At 68.0% G+C, this 14,392-nt stretch carries 10 protein-coding genes; 7 read left to right on the top strand and 3 right to left on the bottom strand.

The genetic code is table 11. The features are described 5' to 3' along the window. Position 1: 1 nt before the first annotated feature. The 3 genes from HCU64_RS19875 to HCU64_RS19865 all read right to left on the bottom strand — a co-directional run bounded on the left by HCU64_RS19875 (position 2) and on the right by HCU64_RS19865 (position 3,906). Positions 2-1,354 carry a BCD family MFS transporter gene (locus HCU64_RS19875; protein ID WP_233385964.1) on the bottom strand — a complete coding sequence of 451 codons (1,353 nt, stop codon included), beginning with the start codon at positions 1,352-1,354 and terminating at the stop codon, positions 2-4. A gap of 195 nt (positions 1,355-1,549) precedes the next feature. Then, positions 1,550-3,001, bottom strand: a complete 1,452-nt coding sequence (gene ppsR, locus HCU64_RS19870) for a transcriptional regulator PpsR (RefSeq protein WP_233385962.1) — start codon at positions 2,999-3,001, stop codon at positions 1,550-1,552. A gap of 26 nt (positions 3,002-3,027) precedes the next feature. Next, positions 3,028-3,906, bottom strand: a complete 879-nt coding sequence (locus tag HCU64_RS19865; protein WP_233385960.1) for a cobalamin B12-binding domain-containing protein — start codon at positions 3,904-3,906, stop codon at positions 3,028-3,030. Positions 3,907-4,158: 252 nt separating this feature from the next. On the opposite strand from HCU64_RS19865, the gene bchF reads away from it, so the two are divergent. Genes bchF through HCU64_RS19830 form a run of 7 tightly spaced genes read left to right on the top strand, consistent with a single transcriptional unit; the run spans position 4,159 to position 14,383 of the window. Further along, complete coding sequence (gene bchF, locus HCU64_RS19860) at positions 4,159-4,674, top strand: 2-vinyl bacteriochlorophyllide hydratase (RefSeq protein ID WP_233385959.1); 516 nt, start codon at positions 4,159-4,161, stop codon at positions 4,672-4,674. Then, a complete protein-coding gene (locus HCU64_RS19855; RefSeq protein ID WP_233385958.1) occupies positions 4,671-5,948 on the top strand; it encodes a ferredoxin:protochlorophyllide reductase (ATP-dependent) subunit N in 1,278 nt (425 codons plus the stop codon). Before bchF ends, HCU64_RS19855 begins: the two co-directional genes overlap by 4 nt. 4 nt (positions 5,949-5,952) lie before the next feature. Then, a complete protein-coding gene (gene bchB, locus HCU64_RS19850) occupies positions 5,953-7,515 on the top strand; it encodes a ferredoxin:protochlorophyllide reductase (ATP-dependent) subunit B (RefSeq protein ID WP_233385957.1) in 1,563 nt (520 codons plus the stop codon). After that, a complete protein-coding gene (locus HCU64_RS19845; RefSeq protein ID WP_233385956.1) occupies positions 7,490-11,209 on the top strand; it encodes a magnesium chelatase subunit H in 3,720 nt (1,239 codons plus the stop codon). Before bchB ends, HCU64_RS19845 begins: the two co-directional genes overlap by 26 nt. After that, complete coding sequence (gene bchL / locus HCU64_RS19840; RefSeq protein ID WP_233385955.1) at positions 11,206-12,099, top strand: ferredoxin:protochlorophyllide reductase (ATP-dependent) iron-sulfur ATP-binding protein; 894 nt, start codon at positions 11,206-11,208, stop codon at positions 12,097-12,099. The genes HCU64_RS19845 and bchL overlap by 4 nt, the downstream gene beginning before the upstream one ends. Continuing rightward, entirely contained in the window at positions 12,099-12,938 is an 840-nt protein-coding gene (gene bchM, locus HCU64_RS19835) for a magnesium protoporphyrin IX methyltransferase (RefSeq protein WP_233385954.1), read from the top strand. Before bchL ends, bchM begins: the two co-directional genes overlap by 1 nt. Continuing rightward, complete coding sequence (locus HCU64_RS19830; protein WP_233385953.1) at positions 12,935-14,383, top strand: BCD family MFS transporter; 1,449 nt, start codon at positions 12,935-12,937, stop codon at positions 14,381-14,383. The genes bchM and HCU64_RS19830 overlap by 4 nt, the downstream gene beginning before the upstream one ends. Positions 14,384-14,392 lie beyond the last annotated feature (9 nt).

The raw sequence follows: 14,392 nt of genomic DNA, 5'->3' as shown, positions 1-14,392 counted from the left end.
GCTACCTCGCTTCCAGGCCGGGATCGAGTTGGAACGTCGCGGCCTGCGTCAGCGGATTTGAGCGGCGCTCGCGCGCCGGCGCATGCTCGATCCGCAGGGCGATGACGGCGGCGGCGACGAAGAGGAAGGCCTCGCCCGCGAAGACTGAAGCGTAGGCAGCGGTCAGATCGGTGGTTACGAGCCGGGCGAGGTCGACAGCCATCGTGCCGAGAAAGCCGCCCGCGCCAAACGCGATGCCCTGCGCCGCGCCCCAGACGCCCATGCGCGTTCCCCGTTCGGCCTCGCCGCCTCGTCCTGCCAGCCCCATCATCGAGCCGATCGCGGCGACCGCGTACACGCCGTTGGAGAGCCCGAGGGCGAACACGCACTCGCGGAGCGGGAAAGCCGCCCCGACCGAACTGCCCACCGCAATCATCGCCAGCGATACGGCAGAGCCGAGGCACCCGACCGCAGTCCAGAGCTTGAGCGAACCCAACACCGGGCCACCGATCCCCATAGTGATGCCGGCCACGAACAGCATTCCGGCGAGGACGCCACCATGCTGGAGGCCCGAAAGCTTTGTCGTCGCTCCCGGCGTCATCTCGAAGATCAGGCCGGCATAGGGTTCGAGGATCAACTCTTGCGCGCTGTAGGCCAGCATCGACACGAAGATGAAGATCGTGAACCGGCGCGAGATCGGCTCCGCCCAGACCCGCGCCAACACCTCGAAGAATGTCTTGTGGTGCGCCGGTGTGCCAGATGGATGGGCACGTTGCGCGGGCTCGATGCCGGTCACGGCCAGCACAGCAACGACGAGCGCGATTGCTGAGACCGTGCCGGACACCGCCATCAGCCGCATCCCCGAAAACGGATCGAGGAAATGCCCGGCGAGCGGCGCAGTGACCGCGAACCCGACGATCATCATCACCCAGACCACGGTCGCGGCAGCCCCGCGCCGCCGATCGTCCACTCCGGTTGCCAGCAGGACGAGCAGCGAGGTCCCGGCCGCGCCCGCACCCATGCCGACTGCGAGAAAGGAGAGCACCGCGAGCGTCAGCCCAGCCGCAACGCTCGTCTCGCACAAGGCCGTCGCAGCCGAGGCCCCGAACCCGCCGAGCGCCAGTAGGGTCATGCCGCCGACGATCCAGGGCGTGCGGCGGCGGCCCCTGTCCGAGCCGTAACCCCAGCGTGGACGCAGAATCTGGACGGCGTAGTGAAGGGCAACGAGCCCCCCTGGCACCATGGCCGGCAGGGCCAACTCAACGACCATCACCCGGTTGATCGTCGAGGTCATGATCACGACGACCGCGCCCAGCGCCGTCTGGACGAGGCCGAGCCGGAAGATCTGCCACCAAGTGAACGAGAGCGGCGGCATTGGGGGCGCTCTCCAGGCGTGAGGCTCGGGCGCTTGGTTCTTGCGCGAGCTGGCTTCGACAGGCTCGGAGGCTAAATTTTCAGAGGATCGTGTGTCAAGTTTTGTTTACACTTGCCCGTTCACGCGGCCGCAACAACCTCTGGACGCAAGTCGCATTTCATGCGGATAAATCGCATTATAATGCATGCATTTGGATCAGTTGACTTCGAGGTCGCTCGGATCGAGGTCGCCGATCCCATAGCGCCGCATCTTGGCGTAAAGACCCTGCCGGCTGAGCCCGAGCATCTCGGCGGCAGAGGCGCGGTTGTCGCGCGTGATCCGCAACGCTGCCTCGATGCAGAGTTTCTCGATCAGGTCCGTTGTCTCGCGAACCAAGGTCTTCATCGAGACGCGGCCCACCAGTTCGGTCATCTGCTCCACGGAGCGCGGCAGCCCTGTGCCGGCCGATGCTGCGGCACTGGGGCGGCGAGGCATCGAGCGGATGGTGAGACCGAAGCAGGGCTGCTCGCCATTGGCGACCGATACCGCGGCCACCTCGACATCCTCCGTCGAGCCATACTCTCCGCGAAGCGCCGTGGAGAAATGCCGGACCGAGCCGTGATCCTGGAGCGTCGCGAACAACGCCTGAGCCTCGGTACCCTCGCGGCCGAGCCAGCGCTCCAAGGGTTCGCCACGCACCTGCTCCTCGGTGGCGAGCTGGACGAGATCGAGGAAGGCGGCGTTGGCCGTGAGAATGCGTCGCGAGGTGTCGGTGACGACGAAGCCCTCGGGGAGTTTGGCGATCACGCCGAGCGCATGCGCCGGATCGCTCTTCGCCTCTGTCGCGGGCGAGTCGGGCGAGAGGCGCAACAGCACACTGGTCGTGGCCTCGCCGCGGAACAGCGACGCTGAGATGCGGGTCTCGCCGCGGCCGCCGGCGAGCCGACCGGTCAAGTCGGCGGCCTGGCCGGTCGCCCGCAAGCCGGCGAACACCACTTGCAAGTCGCGCGAACTTGCCGGGTCGAAGAGATCCACCACGTCCTGCCCGAGCACCCGCTTGGCAGCACGACCGAGTCGCCGCGCTGCCGCGGGATTCACCTCGGTCACGCGCCGCGTGCCCGCATCGACAACGAGCACGGGCTCGCCGGAGATCTGGAAAAGAAGCTTGTAGCGAGTCTCAGCTGCGCGAAGCCGAACGTAATCGCGCTCGAGGGCCTGTTGAGTTTCGGCGAGTCGAAGCTGAAGTGCCGAGACTGAGCGGAGGTCGCGGCCCAGGACAATGACCGGCCCCCCTAGCTTCGGGCGCATCGTCGAGTAACGGACCGGGAGATCGATCCCACGCGGAGACGGATGATTGACCTGCCGCCAGCGCGTGATGGAGCCCGGCGCGGCGTCGCGCAGCAGGGCCTCGATCTTCGGGCGGCTCTCGACCGTCACGGTGTCGATCCACGGACGCCCAAGCCAGGCCTCGACGCCCTCTCCCCCGAAATCTTCGCCGTTGAAGGCCGCGTCGCGGATGATGCCCAGTTCGTCGACAACCAGCGACAGGTCCGTCGTGGCCGCAATCAGCAGTCCGGTGGCCTCACTGTCGAGGAGACCGGCAACGTGCTGCATCGCGGCCGAAGGGCGATGCGGGATGGGTCTCGCGAGCGAGGTCAAGTGCACCAACTCGTGACGGCGTCGAACGGGTCCTTTCAGCAGGCTTGCGCCTGCTTTTCAAGCAAGCTTTCCGCGATTCTCGGGGCGATGCGCGCGTCTACCGCCATAGCGTCGGCGCCCGAGGCTTTGAGCTGCTCGGGATGACGGGCGAAAAGCGGGCCACCAACCATGACGCGGACACTTCGATTGCAGGAAGCGGTGCGCATGACGCGAACGGCATCCGTCAGCCGTGGCAACAGCACGTCGCAGGACAGGGTCACGCCCACAACGTCGAACCATTCGGCCCGCAGGAGGTCGAGGCCCAGATCCGTATCGCTGGTCGTTACGTCCCAGCCGGCCTCACGAAAGAAACTCGCGACGATCGAAAGGCAAAAGGTGTGGGTCTCGCCGGGGGAGGGCACCAGCAAGATGCTGCGCCCATGCGCCCCCCAAGATCCGTCCTCGAGCTTACTGCAGAGTTCGCGTGCGACCGCGTGCAACCGGCCGACGGCGACGGTCACGTCGACGAAGTCGCACTCGTCCTCCTCCCACATCCTTCCGAGATCGCGAGCGGCCGGAGTAAGTAACTCGAGAAGCAAGCCGTCGAGGGACAAGCCTTCGTCGAGCAGGGCGACGACATGGCCGGTCACGTCCTCGGCAGCTGGATCGAGCAGCAGGGCACTGAAGGTTGCGATCTGCTCCGGAGTCGGGCGGCGCTCAACGAGGAGACGACTTGGTCTGACCGCCTCTTGGTGGACCAGCATCAGCCGCGGCAGGATCTCGCCCTCGATCAGGCGCGCGAGATCACCGCGAACGAAGAGACCATCCTCATCGGAGACGAGGTCAGGAGAAACGCCAGCCGCCGGAGACGGGCCGCACTCCAAGGGAGTCGCGTCCAGTTCGAAGCCTTGGCCGAAATGCCTCCAAGCTCCCATCGGCATCTCCCATCCCGTCAACGTGACTGAACGCTCTGGGTCGGTACGCGACTCCGGCTTGACCAATTTTAGTGCATGTTACGATACGCCTCGCGGCCGACTTGGCAATGGTCTAATTTCAAGAAATCCCATCCATTGTCATGGCCTTTTGACGTAAAGCTGGATTGACACTCGCCGAAACTCGGACTTACGCTTCCCCTCGTCAGGGCAGTCTCGTGGAGAGGGGCCCGGAGCGAGCAAGAGGGCGGAAGCATGGGTCCCCATCAGGACCAGCCGACACCACCGCTCTACACGAGCGCCGAGCGACAGCGCCGTGACGCCTCCTCCTGGACTGTCGTCCAGGGCGTTCTCGCCCCCGTGCAATTTCTGATTTTCCTGGTGAGCCTGACCCTGGTGCTGCGCACGCTCGCCACGGGCGACGGCCTGCTCGCCGCCAACACTTCGGTCGTCGTCAAGACGCTCGCGCTCTACGCGATCATGGTGACGGGCTCGATCTGGGAAAAGGAGGTCTTCGGACGCTACCTTTTTGCTCCGTCCTTCTTCTGGGAGGACGTGTTCAGCATGCTCGTGCTGGCGCTTCACACCGCCTATCTCGCAGCACTTGCGACCGGCTGGCTCGACGCTCGTGAACTCCTTCTGCTCGCGCTCGCCGCCTACGCGACCTACCTGGTCAATGCCGGCCAGTTTCTGTTGAAGCTTCGCGCGGCGCGCCTGCAGGGTTCGTCCGAGCCTGCCTCCATGACCTTGGTCGCGGAGGGCGCGCGATGAACGCCCACGCGCCACTCCCGGCCGCCGCGGGCTGCGGCATCGAGATCCGTCAGGAGCAAGGCCAGCGCGCAGTGTTCTGCGGGCTGACGGGAATCGTTTGGCTGCACCGAAAGATCCAGGACGCGTTCTTCCTCGTCGTTGGCTCACGGACCTGCGCGCATCTGATCCAGTCGGCCGCCGGAGTGATGATCTTCGCCGAACCGCGCTTCGCCACGGCGATCATCGACGAGCGCGACCTCGCCGGCCTCGCCGACATGAACGAGGAACTCGACCGGGTCGTCGGACGACTGATCGAGCGGCGGCCCGACATCAAGCTGCTGTTCCTCGTCGGCTCCTGCCCGTCGGAGGTGATCAAGCTCGATCTGAGTCGCGCCTCCCTGCGGCTTTCGAAGGCGCTGTCGCCCGACGTGCGCGTGCTCAGCTATTCGGGTTCCGGCATTGAAACGACCTTCACCCAGGGCGAGGATGCCTGCCTCGCCTCGCTCGTGCCCGACCTCCCGGTGGAGCCGGCGGACAGCGCCTCCTCGCTTCTCGTGGTCGGGGCGCTCGCCGACTTGGTCGAGGACCAGTTTGCGCGGCTCTTCGCCGAGCTCGGCATTCCGGCGCGCTTCCTGCCGGCGCGCCGCTCGGGCGAGATGCCAGCATTGGGTCGCAATACCCGCTACCTGCTGGCCCAGCCCTTTCTCACCGACACCGCGCGCGCGCTGGAAGAGCGCGGCGCCCGGCGCATCTCAGCACCGTTCCCGCTGGGCGCAGAGGGTACGACCCGCTGGCTGCACGCTGCCGCCGAATCCTTCGGCGTCGACCCACTGCTTTTCGCCGCGGTCGTCGCACCAGGCCAGAAGCGGGCGCGCCGGGCCCTTGCGCCATATCAGGAGCAGCTGTCGGGCAGGCGCGTCTTCTTCTTCCCCGACTCGCAGCTCGAAGTGCCGCTCGCCCGCTTCCTCTCGCGCGAGATGGAAGCCGAGCTGATCGAGGTCGGCACGCCCTATTTGCACCGCGCCCATCTCGCCGATGAGCTCGAGCTGCTGCCGCGCGGCACGGTCGTCAACGAGGGCCAGTGCCTCGACGACCAGATGGACCGCTGCCGCGAGGCGCGGCCCGACCTCACGGTCTGCGGCCTCGGCCTCGCCAACCCGCTAGAAGCGGAAGGGCTATCGACGAAGTGGTCGATCGAGCTGCTCTTCACGCCGATCCAGGGCTACGACCAGGCCGGTGACCTCGCCGAACTCTTCTGCCGTCCGCTCGTGCGGCGGACGCGGCTGGAGGTCTGACGCGATGCAGCTCACCGTCTGGACCTACGAGGGCCCGCCCCACATCGGCGCCATGCGCATCGCCACCGCGATGAAGGGCTTGCACTACGTCCTGCACGCGCCGCAGGGCGACACCTATGCCGACCTGCTTTTCACGATGATCGAGCGGCGTGATGCGCGGCCGCCCGTCACCTACACGACCTTCCAGGCGCAGGACCTCGGGCGCGACACCGCCGAGATCTTCAAGAACGCCGTCGCGCAGGCCTACGAGCGCTTCCAGCCGCAGGCGATGATCGTCGGCGCCTCCTGCACGGCCGAACTGATCCAGGACGATCCCGGCGGCCTCGCCAAGGCACTCGACCTGCCGATCCCGGTGATCCCGCTTGAGTTGCCGGCCTACCAGAAGAAGGAGAACTGGGGCGCCTCCGAGACCTTCTACCGTCTTGTCCGTGCGTTGGCCGGACAGCCCGCCGACCGCGCACCGCGCGAAGGGCGCCGTCCGCTGTGCAACATCCTGGGGCCGACAGCCCTCGGTTTTCGCCATCGTGACGACGTCATCGAGATCCGCAAGCTGCTCGCCGCCCTCGGCATCGACGTGAACGTAGTGGCGCCGATGGGCGCGACGCCATCCGACCTCGTGAGGCTCGGCGCGGCGGATTTCAACGTGGTGCTCTATCCGGAGATCGCACGAAGCGCGGCGCAGTACCTCCAGAAGACCTTCGCCCAGCCCTTCACTGAGATCGTGCCGATCGGGGTGAAGGCGACCGACCGCTTCATCGACGCCGTCGCCGAGCTGGCGGGCGTCGACCCGGCGTCGGTGCTTGCCGGCGCGCCCTCGCGGCTGCCCTGGTACTCGCGCTCGGTCGACTCGACTTACCTGACCGGCAAGCGCGTCTTCATTTTCGGCGATGCCACCCATGCGCTCGCCGCCGCTCGGATCGCCGCAACCGAGCTCGGTTTCAAGGTCGTCGGCCTCGGCACCTATACCCGCGAATTCGCCCGCGAGATCCGGGCCGAGGCCGCCGAGCACGGCATCGAGGCGCTGATCACCGACGACTACCTGGACGTCGAGGCGGCGATCCAGGCGGCCGCGCCGGAGCTGGTCCTCGGCACGCAGATGGAGCGCCACATCGCGAAGCGGCTCGCCGTGCCCTGCGCGGTGATCTCGGCGCCGATCCACGTCCAGGATTTCCCGGCCCGCCACTCGCCGCAGATGGGTTTCGAGGGCGCCAACGTCCTGTTCGACACCTGGGTGCATCCGCTGATGATGGGGCTCGAAGAGCACCTGCTCGGCATGTTCCGGGAAGACCCGGAATTCCACGACGGCGCCGCGCCGTCGCATCTGACGCGGCACGGCGCTGCAGCGTCCTCCCAACCAGAACCTCATCCTGAGGTTCCGGGTGGAAAAGCAGAGGAGGTGATCCTCGTCGCCCCTTGGGCACCCGAAGCCGAAAAGGAGCTGAAAAAAATCCCGTTCTTCGTGCGCGGCAAGGCGCGCGCGAACACCGAGCGCTTCGCCCGTGAGCGGCAGCTCCCGCTCATCACCCTCGAGACCCTGTACGATGCCAAAGCGCATTTCGGCCGCTGAGCGCCCGACGCTCCGCATCGTCCTGGTGACGATGGACAACCACATGGCGAGCGCGCTCGAACGCGGCCGTCTGCGGCTGCGCGACGAGATGCCGGGACTGGTGATCGATTTCCACGCCGCCGCCGAATGGGACACGAACCCCTCCGCGCTGGAGGCCTGCAAGGCCGACATCGCGCGGGCCGACATCATCTTCTCGGCCATGCTCTTCATCGACGAGCACGTGAAGGCGATCCTGCCGGCCCTACTGGCACGGCGCGGTCAGTGCGATGCCATGATCGGCGCGCTCTCGGCCTCCGAGATCGTCAAGACCACGCGCATGAACCGTCTCAACATGGACGGGACCACGCGCGGCGCCCTCGACTTCCTGAAGAGGCTGCGCGGCAAGCCCGGTGCGCAGGGCAACGGCGCCAAGCAGATGGCGCTGATCCGCAAGCTGCCGAAGATCCTGCGTTTCATCCCCGGCAAGGCGCAGGACCTACGCGCCTATTTTTTGACCCTGCAATACTGGCTGTCGGGCTCGGACGAGAACATCGCGAACCTCATCCGCTTCCTGGTCGGCCGCTATGCAGCCGGGCCGCGCGAGGTCTGGCGCGAAGCGGCCGGCGCCCAGCCGCCGCTGAGCTACCCGGAGACGGGCCTGTACCATCCGCGCCTGAAGGGGCGGATCGGTGAGGATGCGTCTCGGTTGCCGGCGCCTGTGACCGCCAAGGGTCGTGTCGGGCTGCTGGTGATGCGCTCCTACGTGCTCGCCGGAAACACCGCGCATTACGATGGGGTGATCTCGGCCCTCGAAGCCCGCGGCCTGTCGGTGGTGCCGGCCTTCGCCAGCGGCCTCGACAACCGCCCCGCGGTGGACGCCTTCTTCAAACGCGACGGGCGCCCGGTCGTGGACGCGGTGGTCTCTCTCACCGGGTTCTCGCTGGTCGGCGGCCCCGCCTACAACGATGCGGCGGCGGCCGAGGCGACGCTGCAAGGGCTCGACGTGCCCTACCTCGCCGCGCACGCCCTCGAATTCCAGACGATCGAGCAGTGGGAGGCCTCGGATCGTGGGCTCTCGCCGGTTGAGGCCACCATGATGGTGGCGATCCCGGAGCTCGACGGCGCCACCGCGCCGATGGTGTTCGGCGGACGCTCCAGCGCGTCGAGCGGCGAGACGGCGCGGGACATGCGCGCCCATCCCGAGCGGGCGGATCGGCTCGCGGCCCGGGTCGAGCGGCTGGTCGGCCTGCGCCGCAAGGCTTTGGCCGAGCGGAAGATCGCGATCGTGCTGTTCGGCTTCCCGCCGAATGCCGGCTCGATCGGCACGGCGGCCTTCCTCTCGGTGTACCAGTCGCTGCACAACACGCTGAAGGGGCTGAAGGCTGCGGGCTACGACGTCGAGGTTCCGGGGACCGTCGACGACCTGCGGAACGCAGTCCTCGCCGGAAATGCCGCCCGCTTCGGCACGCCTGCCAACGTCCACCACCGCATTCCGGCCGACGAGCATGTTCGCCGCGAGCAGCATCTCGCCGAGATCGAGGCGCAATGGGGTCCGGCGCCGGGCCGCCAGAACAGCAACGGCTCGTCGCTCTTCGTCCTCGGCGTGCAGCTCGGAAACGTCTTCGTCGGAGTGCAGCCGGGCTTCGGCTACGAGGGCGATCCGATGCGGCTTCTGTTCGAGCGCGGATTCGCACCCACGCACGCGTTTTGTGCATTCTACCGCTACCTGCGCGAAGATTTCGGTGCCGATGCCGTGCTGCATTTCGGCATGCACGGCGCGCTCGAATTCATGCCCGGCAAACAGACCGGCCTATCGGATACCTGCTGGCCCGAGCGGCTGATCGGGCCGCTGCCCAACATTTACCTCTACGCGGCCAACAACCCCTCCGAGGGGATGATCGCAAAGCGGCGCTCGGCGGCGACCATGGTGAGCTACCTGACGCCGAGCCTCGCCCAGGCGGGGCTCTATCGCGGGCTGATCGACCTCAAGGGTTCGATCGAGCGCTGGCGCGCCCTTGAGCCGGAAGCCGAGGGTGAGCGCCAGGATCTCGCCGAGTTGATCCAGGTCCAGGCCGCCGCGCTCGATCTCGTCCCCGCCGAGCCGGTCTGGGCGGGCGATCTCGCCGACAAGGTTTTTACGCTCGGGCGCGCTGTTTCTGAGCTGGAGCACACGCTGATCCCGCACGGCATGCACGTGGTGGGAGAGGGCACGCCCGCCGAGGAGCGAATCGACCTGCTGCTCGCGCTGGCCGAGGCCTCGCACGGGCTGGCGCCGGAACGCGCCGGCATCGCGGTCCTCGTCGGAGGAGAGCCCATCGATCGAGCGCTCTTGGCTGCTGGATTGACCGCCGACGAAACCCACCGCGCCGCCTTCGCGCAGTTGCGCGAGACCGATGCGCTGCTGGCGCGGGACCACGAGCTTCCGGCCCTGCTCAAGGCGCTGGATGGCCGCTTCATCGCCCCCGTGGCGGGCGGGGACCTGCTGAGGAACCCGGCCGTGCTGCCGACCGGGCGCAACATCCACGGCTTCGACCCTTACCGGCTGCCCTCGACCTTCGCGGTGTCCGACGGACGGCGGCAGGCCGAGCGCATCCTCGCCCGCTATCGCGACGAGGGCGCGATGCTCCCCGAGAGCATCGCCATCGTTCTCTGGGGGACGGACAACCTGAAGAGCGAGGGCGGCCCCATCGCCCAGGCGCTGGCGCTGATTGGCGCGGAGCCGCGCTTCGACGGCTATGGCCGGCTCTGCGGGGCGAGCCTGATCCCGCTCGACACGCTCGGTCGCCCGCGCATCGACGTGGTCGTCACCCTCTCCGGCATCTTTCGCGATCTGCTGCCGCTGCAGACCAAGCTGCTGGCCGAGGCCTCCTTCCTCGCCGCCACCGCCGATGAGCCGGTCGAGCAGAACTTCGTCCGCAAACACGCCCTGGCCCACCAGGCCGAGCACGGCTTGGACATCGAGACGGCGGCCTTGCGGGTCTTCTCGAATGCAGAAGGAGCCTACGGCGCCAACGTCAACCAGCTCGTCGAATCCGGCCGCTGGCAGGACGAGGACGAAATCTGCGAGACCTTCTCGCGCCGCAAGGGCTTTGCCTATGGCCGCGACGGCAAGGCCGCCGCCCAGCGTGCGCTGATGGCTAGCGTGCTGGCCAAGGTCGACTTTGCCTACCAGAACCTCGACTCGGTCGAAGTCGGCGTTACCTCCGTCGACCACTACTTCGACGGTCTCGGCGGCATGGGCCGGGCGGTGGCGCGCGCCAAGGGCGACGCCGTGCCGATCTACATCAGCGACCAGACCCGCGGCGAAGGCGTCGTGCGCTCGCTCTCGGAGCAAGTGTCGCTGGAAACCCGCACCCGCATGCTCAACCCGAAATGGACCGAGGGCATGCTCGGCCACGGCTACGAGGGCGTGCGCCAGATCGAGGCGCATCTCACCAACACGATGGGCTGGTCGGCGACCTCCGGGGCGGTGGCTCCCTGGGTCTACCAGCGCATCACCGAAACCTACGTGCTCGACGCCGAGATGCGCGAGCGCATGGCCGCACTCAACCCGACTGCCTCCGCCAAGGTCGCGCAACGCCTGATCGAGGCCCATCGCCGGGGCTTCTGGACCCCCGATTCCGAGACCCGCGACGCCCTCGACCGCGCCGAGGAGGAGCTCGAAGACCGCCTCGAGGGCATCACCACCGGCATCACCGCAGGAGTGGCCGCATGAACATCGCGATCCGAAACCCGGTCGTCGCGCGCAAGGAGGAGGGCAGCCTCCAGGTCCAGCTCGATCCGAACGATCGGATCGAGACGGCCAAGGTCTTCGCGATCTACGGCAAGGGCGGCATCGGCAAGTCGACGACCTCGTCGAACCTGTCCGTCGCCTTCTCGAAGCTCGGCAAGCGCGTGCTGCAGATCGGCTGCGACCCGAAGCACGACTCCACCTTCACGCTCACCAAGCGCCTCGCGCCCACGGTGATCGACGCCCTCGAATCCGTGTCCTTCCACTCGGAGGAACTGCGCGTCGAGGACTTCGTCGTCGAGGGTTATAACGGCGTGATGTGCGTCGAGGCGGGCGGCCCGCCGGCCGGCACCGGCTGCGGCGGCTACGTCGTCGGCCAGACGGTGAAGCTCCTCAAGGAGCATCACCTCCTCGAAGACACCGACGTGGTGATCTTCGACGTGCTCGGCGACGTGGTCTGCGGCGGCTTCGCCTCTCCGCTCCAGCATGCCGACCGGGCGCTGATCGTCACTGCCAACGATTTCGACTCGATCTTCGCGATGAACCGCATCGTCGCGGCGATCCATTCGAAGGCGAAGAACTACGACGTGCGGCTCGGCGGCGTCATCGCCAACCGTTCGGCCAAGACCGACGAGATCGACCGCTTCAACGAGGCCGTGGGCCTCAAGCGCGTCGCCCATTTCCCGGACCTCGACATCGTGCGGCGCTCGCGCCTGAAGAAGTCGACCTTGTTCGAGATGGAGGACTCGCCGGAGCTGCGGGCGGTGACCGCCGAATACATGCAGCTCGCCGAGACGCTCTGGGCCGGAGGCGAGCCGTGCCTGGCGACACCGATGAAGGACCGCGACCTCTTCGAATTCCTCGGATTCGACTGATGAGCAGCTACGCCGCCCGCCGCGAGGCCCTGACCACCTATTTCGACCGCACTGCGGTCGAGGCCTGGTCGCGCCTGACCTCCGACGCCCCGGTCTCGAAGATCCGGGCGACGGTGCGGGCTGGCCGTGACGCGATGCGCGCGACCCTGCTCGACTGGCTTCCGGCGGACATGACCGGCAAGCGCCTGCTCGACGCCGGCTGCGGCACCGGTGCGCTCGCCGTCGAGGCGGCCCGGCGCGGTGCCGAGGTGGTGGCGATCGACGTCTCGCCGACGCTGATCGGCCTCGCGCAGGAGCGCCTGCCGGCGATCGACGGCCCCGGCTCGATCGATTTCCGCGTCGGCGACATGCTCGACCCGTGGCTCGGCCGGTTCGACCACGTCGTCGCGATGGATTCGTTGATCCACTACCAGACGCCGGACATCGTCCGCGCGCTGGCCGAGCTGGCGCTGCGTACGGACGGGGCGATCCTGTTCACGGTCGCGCCGCGCACCGTGCTGCTGACGCTGATGCATGCGGCCGGGCAGCTCTTCCCGAAGAACGACCGCTCGCCGGCCATCGTGCCGGTGACCGAGGGCGCGTTGCGTCGCCGGATCGGTCGCGAGCCGGTGCTGCAGGGGTTCGGAGTCGGCCGGACGCAGCGGATCAACAGCGGGTTCTATCTCTCGCATGCTTTCGAGCTGATGCGCGTCAACTCTCGCCCCTCTGCGGGAGAGGGTGGCCCGCGAAGCGGGTCGGGAGAGGGGAACGACCTCTCCGGACAGGGCGCACCCCTCTCCCGACCCCTGCTGACGCAGGGGCCACCCTCCCCCGCAGAGGGGGGAGGGGGTCGCCCGTGAAGACCGGTCTCGCCATCACGCAGGCCCTCCTGCGCATCGGCCCGTCGATCCTGCCCTTCGCGGATGCGGCGACCGTCGAGCTGCCGCTCGGCCGGTTGCTGCGGCTGGCGCTGTTCCAGGCCACCGTCGGCATGGCGGCGGTGCTGCTGATCGGCACGCTGAACCGGGTGATGATCGTCGAGCTGGAGGTGCCGGCCTGGATCGTCGCGGTGATGCTCTCACTGCCTCTGATCTTCGCGCCGCTGCGCGCCATCGTCGGCTTCCGCTCGGATACGCATCGCTCGGTGCTGGGCTGGCGGCGGGTTCCCTACATCTGGTTCGGCACGCTGCTGCAATTCGGCGGCCTCGCGATCATGCCCTTCGCCCTGCTGATCCTGTCGGGCGACACCACTGGGCCGCACTGGGTCGGGCATGTCGCGGCGGCTTTGGCGTTCCTGCTCGTCGGGGCCGGACTCCACACGACGCAGACGGTGGGGCTGGCGCTGGCCACCGATCTCGCCCCGGCGCATGCCCGGCCCAAGGTCGTGGCCCTGCTCTGCGCGGCGCTGCTGGCCGGCATGGTGGTGAGCGCCCTGCTGTTCGGGGCGCTGCTCGCGAACTTCTCTCCCGTCCGGCTGATCCAGGTGATCCAGGGCGCGGCCCTCGTCACCATCGTGCTCAACGGCATCGCCCTCTGGAAGCAGGAGCCGCGCGACCCGCATCTCACCGACAAGCGGCAGCCGCGCGCGAGCTTCTCGCAGTCCTGGCGCGCCTATGCCGGAGAGCGCACCGCGCGACGGCGGCTCCTCGCGATCGGTCTCGGCACGGCTGGGTTCTCGATGCAGGACATCCTGCTCGAACCCTACGGCGGCCAGATCCTGAAACTCACCGTCGGCCAGACCACGGCGCTCACCGCCATGCTGGCGGCCGGCGGCGGCCTCGGGCTGATGGCGGCGGCACGCTGGCTGAACCGAGGCGGCGATGCATTTCGGGTGGCCGCATCCGGTGCGGTCATCGGCATCGCAGCCTTCTCGGCCGTGATCTTCGCGGCACCGCTCGACTCGGCCCGGCTCTTCGCCGCGGGCGTGACGCTGATCGGACTCGGCGGAGGCCTTTTCGCCCATGGCACGCTCACCGCCTCCATGGCCAAGGCCGGCCCGGAGGATACGGGCCTCGCGCTCGGCGCCTGGGGCGCGGTGCAGGCCAGTGCCGCGGGCCTCGCCATCGCCGCCAGCGGCATCCTGCGCGACATCGGCGGGGCAGTGGCCCAGTCCGGCATCCTCGGCGAGGGCATGAACGAGCCGGCCATCGGCTACCTCATCGTCTACCACATCGAGATCGCCTTCCTGTTCGCGACGCTCGTCGCGATCGGGCCGCTGGTTCGAGAGGGAACCCGGGTGACGCGCCCTGACGAGGGACGCGCCCGCCCGCTCACGCCCAAAAGCCTCGTCAACCAGCCAACCTGAACCTTCGGG

The organism is Methylobacterium sp. C25 (assembly GCF_021352225.1).
Classification (GTDB): Bacteria; Pseudomonadota; Alphaproteobacteria; order Rhizobiales; family Beijerinckiaceae; genus Methylobacterium.
This window is presented reverse-complemented; position numbering and strand designations above follow the sequence as displayed.

Coding starts and splice junctions, on each gene's coding strand:
- HCU64_RS19875 (WP_233385964.1), bottom strand. CDS start 1,354: ATGCCGCCGCTCTCGTTCACTTGGTGGCAGATCTTCCGGCTCGGCCTC.
- HCU64_RS19865 (WP_233385960.1), bottom strand. CDS start 3,906: ATGGGAGCTTGGAGGCATTTCGGCCAAGGCTTCGAACTGGACGCGACT.
- bchF (WP_233385959.1), top strand. CDS start 4,159: ATGGGTCCCCATCAGGACCAGCCGACACCACCGCTCTACACGAGCGCC.
- HCU64_RS19855 (WP_233385958.1), top strand. CDS start 4,671: ATGAACGCCCACGCGCCACTCCCGGCCGCCGCGGGCTGCGGCATCGAG.
- bchB (WP_233385957.1), top strand. CDS start 5,953: ATGCAGCTCACCGTCTGGACCTACGAGGGCCCGCCCCACATCGGCGCC.
- HCU64_RS19845 (WP_233385956.1), top strand. CDS start 7,490: ATGCCAAAGCGCATTTCGGCCGCTGAGCGCCCGACGCTCCGCATCGTC.
- bchL (WP_233385955.1), top strand. CDS start 11,206: ATGAACATCGCGATCCGAAACCCGGTCGTCGCGCGCAAGGAGGAGGGC.
- bchM (WP_233385954.1), top strand. CDS start 12,099: ATGAGCAGCTACGCCGCCCGCCGCGAGGCCCTGACCACCTATTTCGAC.